This window comes from Arthrobacter sp. DualSoilB13 (assembly GCF_055389195.1).
Window position 1 is genome coordinate 1294352 of record NZ_AP035865.1, and the last position, 13014, is coordinate 1307365.

Sequence of the window (13014 nt, forward strand, 5' to 3'; positions counted from 1 at the left end):
GAGGTAGGCTGGAATGACCCGGCATTCATCTGAATTTCCGGGCATTTGTGTTGCCTGCCCTTGGACCCACCCTAGGAGTTTCTGCCATGAGCCTCAACGGTCTGCGCCGCGCACTGGCGGAGGACAAGACTTTTGCGCGCGTTCGCACGGAGGCGCAGCGGTCCTTCAGCGACCGGAACGCCGACTACCAGATCAGCGCCCCCCAAGGGATGCGCGCGGTGTTGCTGGCCGAAATGGCCGACGCCCTGGCTTCCGCTGGCGTCGAAAAAGACGGCGCTCCTGTGGTCCTGGCAGTCACCGCAACCGGCCGTGAAGCCGAGGACCTCACCGCGGCGCTCGCCTCCTACCTCCCGGCAGAGTCCGTGGCCACCTTCCCCAGCTGGGAAACCCTCCCGCACGAACGGCTTTCGCCACGCTCGGACACCGTTGGCCGCCGCCTCTCGGTCCTGCGCCGCCTGACGCACCCGGAAAGCTCGACGGCGGCCCCCTTGCGTGTGGTGGTAGCCCCGGTTCGCGCCGTGGTCCAGCCGATTGTGGCCGGCCTGGGTGACTTGGTCCCCGTCACCTTGCAGGTGGGGCAGGAACGTTCCTTCACGGAAGTTGTCCGTGCCCTGTCCGATGCCGCGTATGCCCGCGTTGACATGGTGACGCACCGCGGCGAGTTCGCTGTCCGTGGCGGCATCCTTGACGTCTTCCCACCTACCGAGGACCACCCCATCCGCGTGGAGTTCTTCGGAGATGAAGTGGACCAGATGCGCTGGTTCGCCGTGGCAGACCAGCGCTCGCTGTCAGCACCTGGAATTCACCACCCCACTGAGCTCCACGCGCCCCCGTGCCGGGAGATCTTGATTACCGCGTCCGTGATGTCCCGTGCAGCCAAACTCAAGGCTGACATGCCTGCCGCGGCTGACATGCTGGAGAAGATCGCCGGCGGAATCGCTGTTGAAGGCATGGAATCGTTGGCACCTGTTTTGGTGGATGCCATGGTTCCGTTCGTGGACCAGCTTCCGGCCGGCTCGCTGTCGGTGGTCATCGAACCGGAGAAGGTGCGCACCCGCGCGCACGACCTCGCAGCCACCAACGAGGAATTCCTGGAAGCTGCCTGGTCAACAGCGTCCGACGGCGGTGCGGCGCCCCTTGATCTCTCGTCCCAGGCCTCCACTGACTTGCACGCCGCCAGTTTCCGCTCGCTCACCGACACCCGCTCGGCCGCCTTGGAACATGGCGTGTCCTGGTGGTCCATCACATCGCTTGCCTCGGACGAGGACCTGGTCCTGGACATCGATGTGCTCAACATGCGTGCCCGCGAACCTCGTGGCTACCAGGGGGACGTGGCCGAGATGCTGGAGTTCATCGGCTCCCGTGTGCGTGAGCAGTGGCGTGTGGTGGTGGTGACCGATGGTCCCGGGCCCGCCCAGCGTTTGGCGGAGCTGTTCCACGATGCCGAGATTCCCTGTTCCCGCGTTGATTCCCTGGATAAGGAACCCCAGCCGGGCATCATCGAGGTGACCACCGCCGCCGTCGGACGCGGTTTTGTCCTGGACGGCCTCAAACTTGGCCTGTTGACCGAAGCTGATTTGTTGGGCCGTGCCACGGCCAGTTCCACCAAGGACATGCGCCGTATGCCGTCCAAGCGGCGGAATGCCGTGGACCCGTTGCAGCTGCACGCCGGCGACTTCGTGGTGCATGAGCAGCACGGAATTGGCCGGTTCGTGGAACTGATCCAGCGCAAGGTGGCCGGAACGTCGTCCTCGGACGCCGGGCTGCGTGAGTACCTGGTGCTGGAGTACGCGCCGTCCAAGCGCGGAGCGCCGGGTGACCGGCTCTTCGTCCCCACCGATCAGCTGGATCAAGTGACCCGTTACGTTGGCGGAGATGCGCCGGCGTTGAGCAAGATGGGTGGCGCGGACTGGGCCAGCACCAAGTCCAAGGCACGCAAGGCCGTCAAGGAAATCGCCGGTGAGCTGATCCGCTTGTACTCGGCCCGCATGGCCTCCCGGGGTCACGCGTTCGCGGCCGATACTCCTTGGCAACGCGAGCTTGAGGAGGCGTTCCCCTATGTGGAAACGCCGGACCAGTTGACCACCATCAATGAGGTCAAGGCGGACATGGAGCGGGAGATCCCCATGGACCGTCTGGTTTCCGGCGATGTGGGCTACGGCAAGACCGAAATCGCCGTACGGGCAGCCTTCAAAGCCGTCCAGGACGGCAAGCAGGTGGCGGTTCTGGTGCCGACCACCCTGCTGGCGCAGCAGCACTACGAAACGTTTACCGAGCGCTTTTCCGGCTTCCCCCTGAGGGTAAAGCCGCTGTCCCGCTTCCAAAGCAGCAAGGAAGCGAAGGAAACAGCTGAGGGCGTCAAGAGCGGCGCCGTGGATGTGGTGATCGGCACCCACCGGCTTCTGTCCAAGGATTTTCAGTTCAAGGACCTGGGCCTGGTGATTGTTGACGAGGAGCAGCGCTTCGGTGTGGAGCACAAGGAAGCGCTCAAGAAAATGCGCACCAACGTGGATGTACTGGCCATGAGTGCCACGCCGATCCCGCGAACCCTGGAAATGTCGCTGACCGGTATTCGCGAAACTTCCACGCTGGCCACCCCGCCGGAGGAACGCCACCCCGTGCTGACCTACGTGGGCCCGTACACCAACAAGCAGACCTCCGCCGCGATCCGCCGTGAACTCATGCGCGAAGGCCAGGTGTTCTTTGTCCACAACCGCGTCTCGTCCATTGAACGCATCGCCGCCCAGATCCGCGAACTGGTGCCCGAAGCCCGTGTGGAAGTAGCCCACGGGCAGATGTCGGAGAGCCGCCTTGAGAAGATCATCGTGGACTTCTGGGAAAAGCGTTTCGACGTCCTGGTCTGCACCACCATCATTGAGACCGGCTTGGATATCTCCAACGCCAACACCTTGATTGTGGACGGTGCTGACAAGTACGGCCTCTCGCAGCTCCACCAGCTCCGCGGCCGTGTTGGCCGTGGCCGGGAACGTGCCTACGCCTACTTCCTGTACCCCTCGGAGAAACCCTTGGGCGAGGTGGCGTTGGAGCGCCTCAAAGCGGTGGCCGCGCACAACGAGCTCGGTGCGGGCATGCAGTTGGCCATGAAGGACTTGGAAATCCGTGGAGCGGGCAACCTGCTGGGTGGCGAACAGTCCGGCCACATCCAGGGCGTGGGCTTCGACCTCTATATTCGCCTGGTGGGTGAGGCTGTTGCCGAGTACCGCGGCGAGGCCGAAGAGAAGGCCGCGGAGATGAAAATCGAGCTGCCTGTCAACGCCCACCTGCCGCACGACTACGTACCCGGCGAAAGGTTGCGCCTGGAGGCGTACCGGAAGCTGGCTTCCGCCATCACGTACGAGGCCATCGAGGAAGTCCTGGCGGAGCTTGTGGACCGCTACGGCGAGCCGCCGCTGCCTGCCCAAAACCTCATTGCCGTGGCGCGCTTCCGGGTAGGTGCCCGCGAAGCCGGCCTGTCCGACGTCGCACTTCAAGGCAACTTCATCCGCTTCTCGCCGGCGCAACTGCCCGAGTCCAAAACCATGCGCCTCAACCGCATGTATCCGGGCTCGCAGGTGAAGCCTGCCTTGGACGCGGTGCTGATTCCCAAGCCCAAGACCGCGAGGATCGGCGGACGGGACCTCCAGGACGCCGAGATCCTTCAGTGGGCCAACAACGTCATTGAAGCGATTTTCGCTGATGTACCCGTGAAGGCTGGCTAACTGCATGATGGGAGGACATCACGCCGCGTCGGGAGCCGCGGCGTGGATTGCCATTGCCTCAACAGGCCCGTACGCCTTGGGCTGGTACCCCTTGGATTCCACCGGAATTTTGATTGGCGCCATGGCGACGGCGGGAACTGCTTTGGTGGTGGACTGGGACCACCGGCACAGCACCATCGCCAACTCGCTGCCGCCGCTGTCCAATGTGATTGCGGTGGGGATAGAAAAAGCCAGCGGCGGGCACCGACAGGGTACTCATTCGTTGTTGGGAGCTTCCGCGTTTGTGGTGCTCGCAGCCATGGCGGCCCAGTTCCAGATGGTGACCCCTGTAGGCAAGCTTTCCATCGGCGCGGGGTTGCTCTGCATGTTCATGATCAACCTGGCAGCCAAAGCCCTGAACTTGTTCCCGAAGTCAGGCTGGATCACCAACTGGCTCTTCGCTGTGGTGATGGCCGGCCTGGTGACCTGGTTCGCGCCGGATCAATGGGGCTGGCTGCCGCTGTCCATGCTCACCGGGGTGGTGGTGCACATCGTGGGGGACATGATCACCGTTGGCGGGGTGCCACTCCTATGGCCCATTGTCATCAAACCACCGAAGTTCCTGCGCAAATCCGTGATCCGGGGTATTTGGCGGCCGAATGGGGCCTTCTCCATCCCGTTGCTGGGACGGGCTGGTTCCCGACGGGAGTGGTTGGTCCTGATACCAGTCAGTGGCTACGCCATGGTGGGCATGGGCGTGGCCGCATGGACTCTGGCTCAACAGCACTGGCCCGGCGTGCTGGCGGCTCTGGGCGGGGTAGTGCAATTGCCGTGACAGGCCGCTAAATCAGCAGCGTGTCCCATTGTTGGCCAGAACGTTCCCGGGCGCATCCTCAAGCATGATGGAGCCGGCGTGGCAGGTGACGTTGTCCGTCACCACGATGTTCTCCAAATCGCCGTGGAAGTTGAGCCACGGGCCTTGAAGGTTGAAGAACTCGTTGTTCTTTACCGCAACGTCGCGGACCGCAGCGGCGCCGTCGTCGTAGTATCCGGTTTTGATTCCGTCCGGAGAACCCCAGAATCGGTTGCCGTCCACGGTGATGTTGTAGATCTCATGCGTCCCAACGGCCAATTGCAGGCCGGAGCCGTGCGATCCGCCGCGGACGTCGTTGTTTCGATACGTCACATCATGAACGGGTGCGCCGAGGGCCTGGGCCACGAGGCCGTCGTCGCCATCCGTCCCCTGCCTCTGGTCAACGGTGTTGCCCTCAACCAGGCCATGATGGGAATCGGTGATGTGAATGCCGTCCAGCTGATCGTAGCGGCCGCTGCTGGTCACCAGAGTGTTGTTGTTCCGGACGCAGAAATCGCTGCTGGCCACCACCGCGATTGAATAGGTGTAGGGATTGCGGGTGGTGACGCCCTCCACCACGGCGTTGGTGGAGTGACGGACATCCACCAGGTACTCGTGCAGGCGTCCCGGGAGGTTGCCCTCCAACTCGTCACCATTTTGGTCTGCGGTGAGTTGGGCGATGGTTACGTTCTGTGCGCCGTTGGTGGTGATCAGGGGGTGCCCACCGAATGGTCCCTCGAATTCCAGAAATTCCGGGCCCGCTTTCAGGACGGTTGCCGGTCCTGCTCCACGGAGGGTTACGTTGCTCTTGAGAATGAGGGGGCGCTCCAGGGTGAAGACACCTTCGGGGAGTTGGACGATCGCTCCGCCGCTCTTGGACGCGGTGTCTATGGCCTGCTGCAGGGACGTGGACGTGTCCTGCGGGTTCAGGTAGCCGTCCACCCTCCATTCTTGGACGCTGCCGGCCTTGCTTCCGTTGGTATGGCAGGGCCCGGGTTCTGCTCCCCGGGGTGCATCTGACTGACCCGGCGGTATGGGCCCACCGCAGCCTGTGAGAAGCAGTGTGGCAGCCAGGGAAAGGGCCAGCAAAAAGGAATGGCCCAGGCAGGAGCCTGGGCCATTCAACGTCATGAGCAGCGCTTAGCTTTCGCCTGCGGAGTCAGAGCGGCCAAAAACGGTCTGCGGGATCCAGAAAGCCAGGGCAAACAGGCCGAGGCACACAGCCATCGGCCACGGGTTATCCAGCGTCAGGAAGGACAGGGAGTAAATGGCGCCCAGGAAGAGCGCGATCATGACCACGAACAGCACAATGCTCTGGACGAGACTATTCTCTTTTTCAATGGGGGCGCTTGTGGCGTTCTTGGACATTCATTCCTCCTCGGCCCCGCAGGGCTCAAAATCTCTGACGGCAGCGGAAGCCTTAGTAGGCAGATGAACCCTGTTCACCTTTGACAATGGCAATTCCGGAACTCGCTCCGATACGTGTTGCACCAGCAGCAATCATAGCCTGTGCATCAGCCAGGGACCGCACGCCACCGGAGGCTTTGACGCCCAGGTCCGGTCCCACGGTCTTGCGCATCAGTGCAACGTCTTCAACGGTTGCGCCGCCGCCATTGAATCCGGTGGAAGTCTTGACGAAGTCCGCCCCCGCTTCCACAGCGGCTTCGCACGCGATCACCTTCTGCTCATCGCTCAGCATGGATGTTTCAATGATGACCTTCAAGATGGCCTGGCCGGCGTGGACTACCTCGGACACAGCCCGGATGTCCTCCACCAGCGCGCCTTTGTCATTGGCGCGGGCGGAGGCCATGTTGATCACCATATCGATTTCATCCGCGCCGTCCAGCACGGCACCCCGGGCCTCAAAAGCCTTCACGTCACTCGGCGTGGCGCCCAGCGGGAAACCGATCACCGAGCACGTGAGCACACCGGAACCCTTGAGGGCCTTGGTGACGGTTTTGACCCACACCGGGTTGACGCAGACTGACTTGAACTTGTAGTCGACGGCCTCCGCGCACACCTTGAGGACGTCAGCCTCACTGGCCTCAGGCTTCAACAGTGTGTGGTCAATGTAGGAGGCGATATTTGCAGGGGCGACGGCTTCGTTGCTCATGGGATCCTTCCGTGCAGGGCGTGGCCGGCCCGGTGGCCGCAGGGTTGTCACTGCCCGTCAAAGGACCATCTTGCCACATGCGCCGGGGGCCTCTCCGGCCCCCGCCAGCAGCAGCTCATGCGGCCAGCAGTGCCTGCTGATCCTCTTTCCCTGCACCGAGCAGCAAGCCCGAGGCGCACAGCATTGCAGAGGAATCGGCGGAGAGAAGCAGGCCCAAGCGGAGCCCGTCGCAGGACGCGGCATCGCCGATCGCCCAAATGCCCGGGACGGAGGTGGTGAGGTCGCGCCCCACTGAAATGCCGCCGTCGGAAGCTATTGTGAGTCCGGCGCTTTCGGCGAGGTCGTTGCGGGCAGTGCGTTCCTCGGCCAGGACCACCAAGTCGCCCTTCATGCTGCTGCCATCTTCGAAGAGGATGCCGGTTGCCGGCAGTGTGGAACCTTGAGGACGGGCGTCGGGTCCGGTTCCGGCGTCAGTGCCCGGGAAAGGCACGACGGCGGTGGGGCGGAGGGTTGTGCGGACGGGACGGACTCCGCGGGCCCGCAACACGGCCTCAGCCTGGCCCGCTGCAGGACCGTTACCCACCAGGATTCCCAGCGGGCGGCGGCCCACCAACCGGGTGACGTCTTTGACCGCTTCGCCGATGGAAACGGCGTCATCGATGGTGGAGTAGCTTAGGCCTGATTCGGCGCCTGCCACCGGCGGAAGGGCCGGGGCCGAGCCTGTGGCGATGACCAACTGGTCGTAGGAGAACTCCATGCCGTCCACGGTAGTGACGATCCTTGCATCGGCGTCAATGAAGCTGGCCGCCTGGCCGAAGCGGACCGAGACCTGGGGGAGTTCGGCGAGTTCCAACAGGGCCTCAGGGCACTCGTCGCGGTTGCTGAGTACCGTGATGGTTCCCCGGAAGGCGCGCTGCCGGGAGTCGGACCCGCCGGCGAGTCGCCGCACCAAGGCCTGGGCCGCTGGGCCTGCGCCTGCAATGACGATGTGGTGGGAAGGTGCGGACGGGATGGCGGACATGTTTGGCCCTTTCGCTCATGTGACCTGCTGTTGTTCATCAGCGTAGGGGGCCGGTTTTTCGCGGGTGTTTCGCCGCTGTTGCCATCTAGGGCCTATCCGTAGCGTGGTGTTTACCGGCCGGTAATAACGTGCGTCACATGTGGGTCCCGCCGGGCCGGCTTCAATGCCCGTCTGGAGCGGTGATAGTGCAGATGTCATGATGGACGCATGAGCCACGTCACGTGCGATCTGACTGTTTCCCTGGACGGATATGTTGCCGGTCCCAACCAGCGGCTGGAGGAACCGTTGGGCGACGGCGCAGAGCTCCTGCACAGATGGATGTTCGAGGAGCCGGAGGCGAACGCACCCGAGATTGAGGCGATCCTGGCGGCAGGGGCCTTCATCATGGGACGCAACATGTTCGCAGGACCCGGACCGGCGGCGTGGGATAAGGAATGGCGGGGTTGGTGGGGCGATGAACCTCCGTATCACGCCCCCGTATTCGTTCTGACCCACCACCGTCGCGAGCCGCTGGAGATGGAGGGCGGCACAACTTTTTACTTTGTGACCGACGGCATTGAATCGGCGTTGGCGCAGGCCCGGGAAGCGGCTGCGGACAAAGATGTAGCGATTGCCGGGGGAGCGCAGACAGCCCGCCAGTACCTTTCAGCCGGGCTCATGGACGAGTTGCGGCTGCACATTTCACCCATGATTCTTGGTGGCGGGGAGCGATTGCTCGACGACGTAGGGAACCTGACGCTTGAGCAGACCGGGGTGCGCGGGACCGGGTTGGTCACGCACGTACGGTATCGACCCAACATAATAGGGTCATGACCCGTTCCCTCCGAGCTGTGGCCAGGGCTGCCATGGTGGCCGTGATCGTTTCTTTCATGACGGCATGCAACGCGCCGGCGCCACTGCCCGAACAGGACCCCCGATCCATTCCGCACGACGCGGACACCGGGCAGACCATTGCTGAAGCCCGCGAGGCCATCGACGCTATTCCCGGGATTTCCGTTACCGACTTTGCGGGCGGAGGCCCACCTAATGTGAAGGGCAACACCGGTTACGCGGTGGCGTTCGACATTGAGCCCGGGTACACCGTCACCTACGGCGACTTGCTCATCGACTACATCGTCCGCAACGTGTGGGCTGTGGGCGAGGGCTATATGCCCAACACGCAGATCCAGATCTCTGCGAGCACCGCCGACGGCGAGCCATTCTTCGACCTCACAGCCGCAGCCGTGGGCTCGGCCTGGCTCAGCCCGCAAACTTCCACGCCCTCGGAGCACAACACCGTGATTATCCCGCTCAGTGCTGAGGACCCGGAGGGGGCACGGAACCTCTCCCTGTTCAAGAAAGACGGTTCCTGGCCGGGCGTCATACCGAAGCCTTTCTCCTATGACGTCACCGTCAAGAGTGGCTGATCCCACGCGACAGCCGCTCCGCGCGTTAGCGGCCCCCACGGCCGTGGTTTGCCTGAGTACAGGGCGTCGAGGACGCTAAGGTCGGCGCCGCTGACACTTGCCTTACCGCTGGCGCGTGACCTTGCGTGTCTGGCGGAACTCCTCGGGCACGTTGACAACGCCCTTCGGAACAGCAACCGTTATTCCCTTTTTGGTGACACTGGTGACCTTATGACCCAGCTGCTTGGCGTACTCAACCACGGGTCGCGAGGCAGCCCTGTTCCGGGCGATGGCGATGAGCACGATCGTGAGGAACGCGAGGGTCAGCAGTCCGGGCACCACGATGGCGATCGCCGGGCTGATGAGACCGTTCAGAAGCAGGGCCGGACCGAGGAACCACAGCGCGACAGAGGACACCATAAACCCGAGAACCAACTTCTCGGAGTGTGCGTGTACGGCCTGGGCGTGGGCCAGCTCATCCGGGTAGCGTTCCTTGACCATGCGTGTGATGTCGGCGCTAAGCGCGCCACCGAGTTGCCTGGTCCGGTCGGTCATTGCTCTCCTATGTGTTCGTGCCAGAAGTTGTTCGCTTGATCTTCCCTCAAAATACTCGTCATTCGTCTCACCGCGAGAAACCATCGCCCTGAGGTGCCGAGCGAAGCGGAATGGACAGGATGTCTGGGGTCCGCTGTACACTGAATTATCGAACATATATTCGAATAAAGGTGTGTTGTGGGCGTGATAGTCGGCCCCCGCGTGGTAGATGCGGGCTTTTCCCTGATGTCAGTACTGTTGGCACCTATTCCTGTGGCGGCGGGATATCCCTCGCCTGCGCAGGACTATTTTGATGGTCGGATTGATCTCAATGAGCATCTGATCAAGGATGTCACCAGCACGTTCGTGGTGAGGGTGACGGGTCAGTCCATGGAGGGTGCCGGGATCAGTGACGGGGATGAGTTGATCGTTAACCGGGCACTGGAGCCCAAGGATGGGTCCGTCGTCGTTGCTGTCCTTGATGGTGAGTTGACCATCAAAAGGCTGCGCGTCACGCCGTCGGGAGTGGTGCTGCAGGCGGACAATCCCAAGTATCCGGACATTCGAGTGCCCGCGATGTCGGAGCTGACCATTTGGGGCGTAGCCACAACGTGCCTGCATCACATTTGATTGAATCCAGCCGGTAGGGCTTCGCACCCTCTGGGTCGCCGACGCCCTCCTGGGCATCCTCTTCCCCACGCTGGCGGCCCTCGGGGAAGGCTTGGCCACGGGGGCCATCTACCTGGATTTCCGTACCACCGGCATCCCGTCTGCCCGGACTTTTCCACAATCCGGTGGGCGGGATGTTTTCTTGTCGGGGCCCGAAGGTACAGTAGAAGTATTCGAATATATGTTCGAATGCGCGGCGTGTCCTGCACTGAAACGGCGGCTCGCGTGCTAATGCCGATTTAGGGATGGAAATGTCCAAGCCAGCGCTCATGCACCGCATGCAGGAGATTGCCCATGTGGATATCAACTGCTTCTACGCCTCGGCGGAGAGGGCCTTCAACCCTGCGCTGGAGGGCAAGCCTTTGATAGTGCTGTCCAACAACGACGGTTGCGCCGTGACCCGGTCGCCCGAGGCAAAAAAGCTGGGAATCGGCCTGGGGGAGCCATGGTTCAAGCTCGCGCCACGGGCCGAGGAATGGGGATTGATAGCCCTGTCGAGCAACTACGAACTGTATGGAGACATCAGCTCGCGCGTCATGGAGCTCCTGGCCCGGTACTCAGCATGGCAGGAGGTGTACTCCATTGATGAGGCGTTCCTGGGAGTGAAGGGGCAACCGGATGACCTGCTGGAATTGGGGCGAACCATCAAGGTTGCCTGCCAACGGCATGTGGGGGTTCCCGTTTGCGTAGGGATCGCGCGCACTAAGACTCTCGCCAAGCTCGCCAATAAGTGGGCCAAGCATAATCCGGCCTTCAACGGTGTGTGCCGTTGGGACTCCGTCCCGCAGGCCCAACGCGAGGCACTCATGGCGCGGCTCTCCGTGATCGAGATCTGGGGCGTCGCCACCCGGCTCACAAGACGCCTGAACGCGATGGGGATCTTCTCCATCCTGGACCTGGTCCGGGCCGACCCTGTGGCGTTGAGGGATAAATTCTCCATCGTCATGATGCGCACTGTCTTGGAACTGCAAGGCACGCCCTGCATCCCCATGGAGGAAGAACGAATCGGGCGGGACCAACTGATTTTCTCCCGGTCTTTCTCCACGCCGATCACCACGGCCGCGGAGTTACGTCAGGTGCTCAGCGTTTACGGTCAGATGGCCAGTGCCAGGCTGGCCAAGCACGATCTTCAGGCCAAGTTGCTGACTGCCTTTGCTGCAACATCGGTCTACAACCCCAACGACAAATCGTTCCCCACTGTCAACGTCAAACTACCTATGCCAACCTCGGACCCCGTTCTGCTGACCAAGGCCGCACACGCTCTGGTTCCCAGGATCCAGGAAGGCGTCAGGTACGCCAAAGCCGGGATCATGGTCACTGACCTTCGCCCCAGCGGCAACCAGAAACCATTGGAAATCTTCGAGAACCCGCATGAAGAGCGGGGCATTGGCCCCTTGCTGGAGCAAGTCAGCAAGCGGTATGGCCGGGGCTCCATTGGTTTGGGCCATGCGGGCATCAAGGGCGGCCCGGACTGGTCCATGAAACGGGACATGCTCAGCCCCCGCTACACCACCAACTGGGACGAACTTCCCCTGGTGAAGGCGGCCTAGCGTGGCAGGGAAAACCGTGGCAGGAGACCTAAGCCCGCAGCCGGTAACCCCGCTTCACCACGGTTTCCACGAGCTTGCCGTCCGGAAGGGAGGACCGCAGCCGGCTCACCGTCATGTCCAGGGCGTGCACAGAGCCGCGCAAGTCCAACAAGTCAGAGAGAGCCTCCCGGGACAGTACAGCTCCACCCGCACCCAGCAGCGCTCGCAACAGCAGCAGGGGAGCCGGTGCAAGGTCCACCACCTCGCCGTTAATCCGCAAGCAGCGTCCGCGCAATTCGATGGTGGCGCTCTTTGTTTCCAAACGCCGTACGTGGTTCAACGAGAGATGTTCGGTGACCAGCCTGATCAGCGCACCCATGCGGTACCGGTCGGGAATCAGTGGCGTCAGCCCGGCGTCGACCAGCGGTTGTGCGGTGACCGGCCCAACGGCCGCAACAGTTACCGGACCCTTCAGGGCTTCGATGAGCTGGCGGTAGAGGCCCATTTCGTGGGCGGTGCTCCACATCGCATCCACGGCGGGGGCGCTGGTGAACGTCAGGACGTCGAGGTTGCCACCCACCACGGCTTCGATCAGCCGCGGCAGTTTGTCTTCGCCGTCGGGCTTCACCCAGCGGTACGGGGTCACGGTCAGGACCGTTGCACCGGACATGCGGAGCCGTTCCAACTGGCGGACGTCGGTGTACCCGTGCAGCTGCACAGCGACGGTCTTGTTGCGAACGCCTTCGGCCAGCAGCATGTCCACCAGGGTCGCGGTGGTTTCGTCACTGCTGATTCCGACGTCGGCAAGACCGGCCGCCCGCACGGCGCCGCGGGCTTTGGGGCCACGGACGAACATGCGGCATGCGGACAGCGTTTCCAGGAGTTGCTCGCCGATGCCGAAAGAATCTGCGGCTTCACACCAGCGGCGCATCCCGTATGCCGTGGTGGCGATGCAGATGTCCGGTTTAGCCGCGATGATGGTGCGGGTGTCCTCAATGAGGACCATATCCTCCTGAACCGGGGCGATCTTCAACGCCGGGGCGTGCAACACGCTCGCACCGCGACGCTCCAGGGCCTCAATGAGGTCCCGGGAGCGGCGGTGCGAGGTGACGCCAATGCGGAAACCGTCCAGCGGCGCTTCTACGGCTTCGGAAGCTTCCGGCGCGGCCGTAGCGTCCTGGACTTCGATGGCATGTGCAACAGTCATGGGTT

At 62.9% G+C, this 13014-nt stretch carries 12 protein-coding genes; 6 read left to right on the forward strand and 6 right to left on the reverse strand.

The genetic code is table 11. The features are described 5' to 3' along the window. Positions 1 to 86: 86 nt before the first annotated feature. Entirely contained in the window at positions 87 to 3719 is a 3633-nt protein-coding gene (mfd, locus tag ACZ5J0_RS06130; protein WP_464094409.1) for a transcription-repair coupling factor, read from the forward strand. Positions 3720 to 3723: 4 nt separating this feature from the next. Continuing rightward, a complete protein-coding gene (locus tag ACZ5J0_RS06135; RefSeq protein WP_142939820.1) occupies positions 3724 to 4533 on the forward strand; it encodes a metal-dependent hydrolase in 810 nt (269 codons plus the stop codon). A 12-nt stretch (positions 4534 to 4545) separates the two neighbouring features. Here ACZ5J0_RS06135 and ACZ5J0_RS06140 read toward each other — a convergent pair whose 3' ends face one another. From ACZ5J0_RS06140 to ACZ5J0_RS06155, 4 genes are all read right to left on the reverse strand, one after another. After that, entirely contained in the window at positions 4546 to 5493 is a 948-nt protein-coding gene (locus ACZ5J0_RS06140) for a right-handed parallel beta-helix repeat-containing protein (RefSeq protein WP_464094410.1), read from the reverse strand. Between the two features lie 198 nt (positions 5494 to 5691). After that, on the reverse strand, positions 5692 to 5919 hold the full coding sequence (locus ACZ5J0_RS06145) for a hypothetical protein (protein WP_142939818.1): 228 nt from the start codon (positions 5917 to 5919) through the stop codon (positions 5692 to 5694). A 52-nt stretch (positions 5920 to 5971) separates the two neighbouring features. Beyond that, positions 5972 to 6664, reverse strand: a complete 693-nt coding sequence (gene deoC / locus ACZ5J0_RS06150; RefSeq protein ID WP_166841409.1) for a deoxyribose-phosphate aldolase — start codon at positions 6662 to 6664, stop codon at positions 5972 to 5974. A gap of 115 nt (positions 6665 to 6779) precedes the next feature. Beyond that, on the reverse strand, positions 6780 to 7685 hold the full coding sequence (locus ACZ5J0_RS06155) for an FAD-dependent oxidoreductase (protein ID WP_464094411.1): 906 nt from the start codon (positions 7683 to 7685) through the stop codon (positions 6780 to 6782). A 207-nt stretch (positions 7686 to 7892) separates the two neighbouring features. Here ACZ5J0_RS06155 and ACZ5J0_RS06160 point away from each other — a divergent pair, with 207 nt between their 5' ends. Both ACZ5J0_RS06160 and ACZ5J0_RS06165 read left to right on the forward strand, forming a co-directional pair. After that, positions 7893 to 8498, forward strand: coding sequence for a dihydrofolate reductase family protein (locus ACZ5J0_RS06160; protein WP_166841407.1), 606 nt, complete (start codon positions 7893 to 7895; stop codon positions 8496 to 8498). Beyond that, positions 8495 to 9091: a hypothetical protein gene (locus tag ACZ5J0_RS06165; RefSeq protein WP_464094412.1), complete on the forward strand. Its 597-nt coding sequence runs from the start codon at positions 8495 to 8497 to the stop codon at positions 9089 to 9091. The genes ACZ5J0_RS06160 and ACZ5J0_RS06165 overlap by 4 nt, the downstream gene beginning before the upstream one ends. A gap of 102 nt (positions 9092 to 9193) precedes the next feature. On the opposite strand, the gene ACZ5J0_RS06170 is transcribed toward ACZ5J0_RS06165, so the two are convergent. Beyond that, positions 9194 to 9625 carry a hypothetical protein gene (locus tag ACZ5J0_RS06170; RefSeq protein WP_166841405.1) on the reverse strand — a complete coding sequence of 144 codons (432 nt, stop codon included), beginning with the start codon at positions 9623 to 9625 and terminating at the stop codon, positions 9194 to 9196. 177 nt (positions 9626 to 9802) lie between these two features. Here ACZ5J0_RS06170 and ACZ5J0_RS06175 point away from each other — a divergent pair, with 177 nt between their 5' ends. Next, positions 9803 to 10234 carry a LexA family protein gene (locus ACZ5J0_RS06175; RefSeq protein ID WP_223942112.1) on the forward strand — a complete coding sequence of 144 codons (432 nt, stop codon included), beginning with the start codon at positions 9803 to 9805 and terminating at the stop codon, positions 10232 to 10234. A 290-nt stretch (positions 10235 to 10524) separates the two neighbouring features. Continuing rightward, a complete protein-coding gene (locus ACZ5J0_RS06180) occupies positions 10525 to 11823 on the forward strand; it encodes a Y-family DNA polymerase (RefSeq protein WP_208096494.1) in 1299 nt (432 codons plus the stop codon). Between the two features lie 28 nt (positions 11824 to 11851). Here ACZ5J0_RS06180 and ACZ5J0_RS06185 read toward each other — a convergent pair whose 3' ends face one another. Then, positions 11852 to 13009 carry a uroporphyrinogen-III synthase gene (locus tag ACZ5J0_RS06185; RefSeq protein WP_142939807.1) on the reverse strand — a complete coding sequence of 386 codons (1158 nt, stop codon included), beginning with the start codon at positions 13007 to 13009 and terminating at the stop codon, positions 11852 to 11854. Between the last annotated feature and the right edge of the window lie 5 nt (positions 13010 to 13014).

Coding starts and splice junctions, on each gene's coding strand:
- ACZ5J0_RS06170 (WP_166841405.1), bottom strand. CDS start 9,625: ATGACCGACCGGACCAGGCAACTCGGTGGCGCGCTTAGCGCCGACATC.
- ACZ5J0_RS06145 (WP_142939818.1), bottom strand. CDS start 5,919: ATGTCCAAGAACGCCACAAGCGCCCCCATTGAAAAAGAGAATAGTCTC.
- deoC (WP_166841409.1), bottom strand. CDS start 6,664: ATGAGCAACGAAGCCGTCGCCCCTGCAAATATCGCCTCCTACATTGAC.
- ACZ5J0_RS06165 (WP_464094412.1), top strand. CDS start 8,495: ATGACCCGTTCCCTCCGAGCTGTGGCCAGGGCTGCCATGGTGGCCGTG.
- ACZ5J0_RS06135 (WP_142939820.1), top strand. CDS start 3,724: ATGATGGGAGGACATCACGCCGCGTCGGGAGCCGCGGCGTGGATTGCC.
- mfd (WP_464094409.1), top strand. CDS start 87: ATGAGCCTCAACGGTCTGCGCCGCGCACTGGCGGAGGACAAGACTTTT.
- ACZ5J0_RS06160 (WP_166841407.1), top strand. CDS start 7,893: ATGAGCCACGTCACGTGCGATCTGACTGTTTCCCTGGACGGATATGTT.
- ACZ5J0_RS06180 (WP_208096494.1), top strand. CDS start 10,525: ATGTCCAAGCCAGCGCTCATGCACCGCATGCAGGAGATTGCCCATGTG.
- ACZ5J0_RS06155 (WP_464094411.1), bottom strand. CDS start 7,685: ATGTCCGCCATCCCGTCCGCACCTTCCCACCACATCGTCATTGCAGGC.
- ACZ5J0_RS06185 (WP_142939807.1), bottom strand. CDS start 13,009: ATGACTGTTGCACATGCCATCGAAGTCCAGGACGCTACGGCCGCGCCG.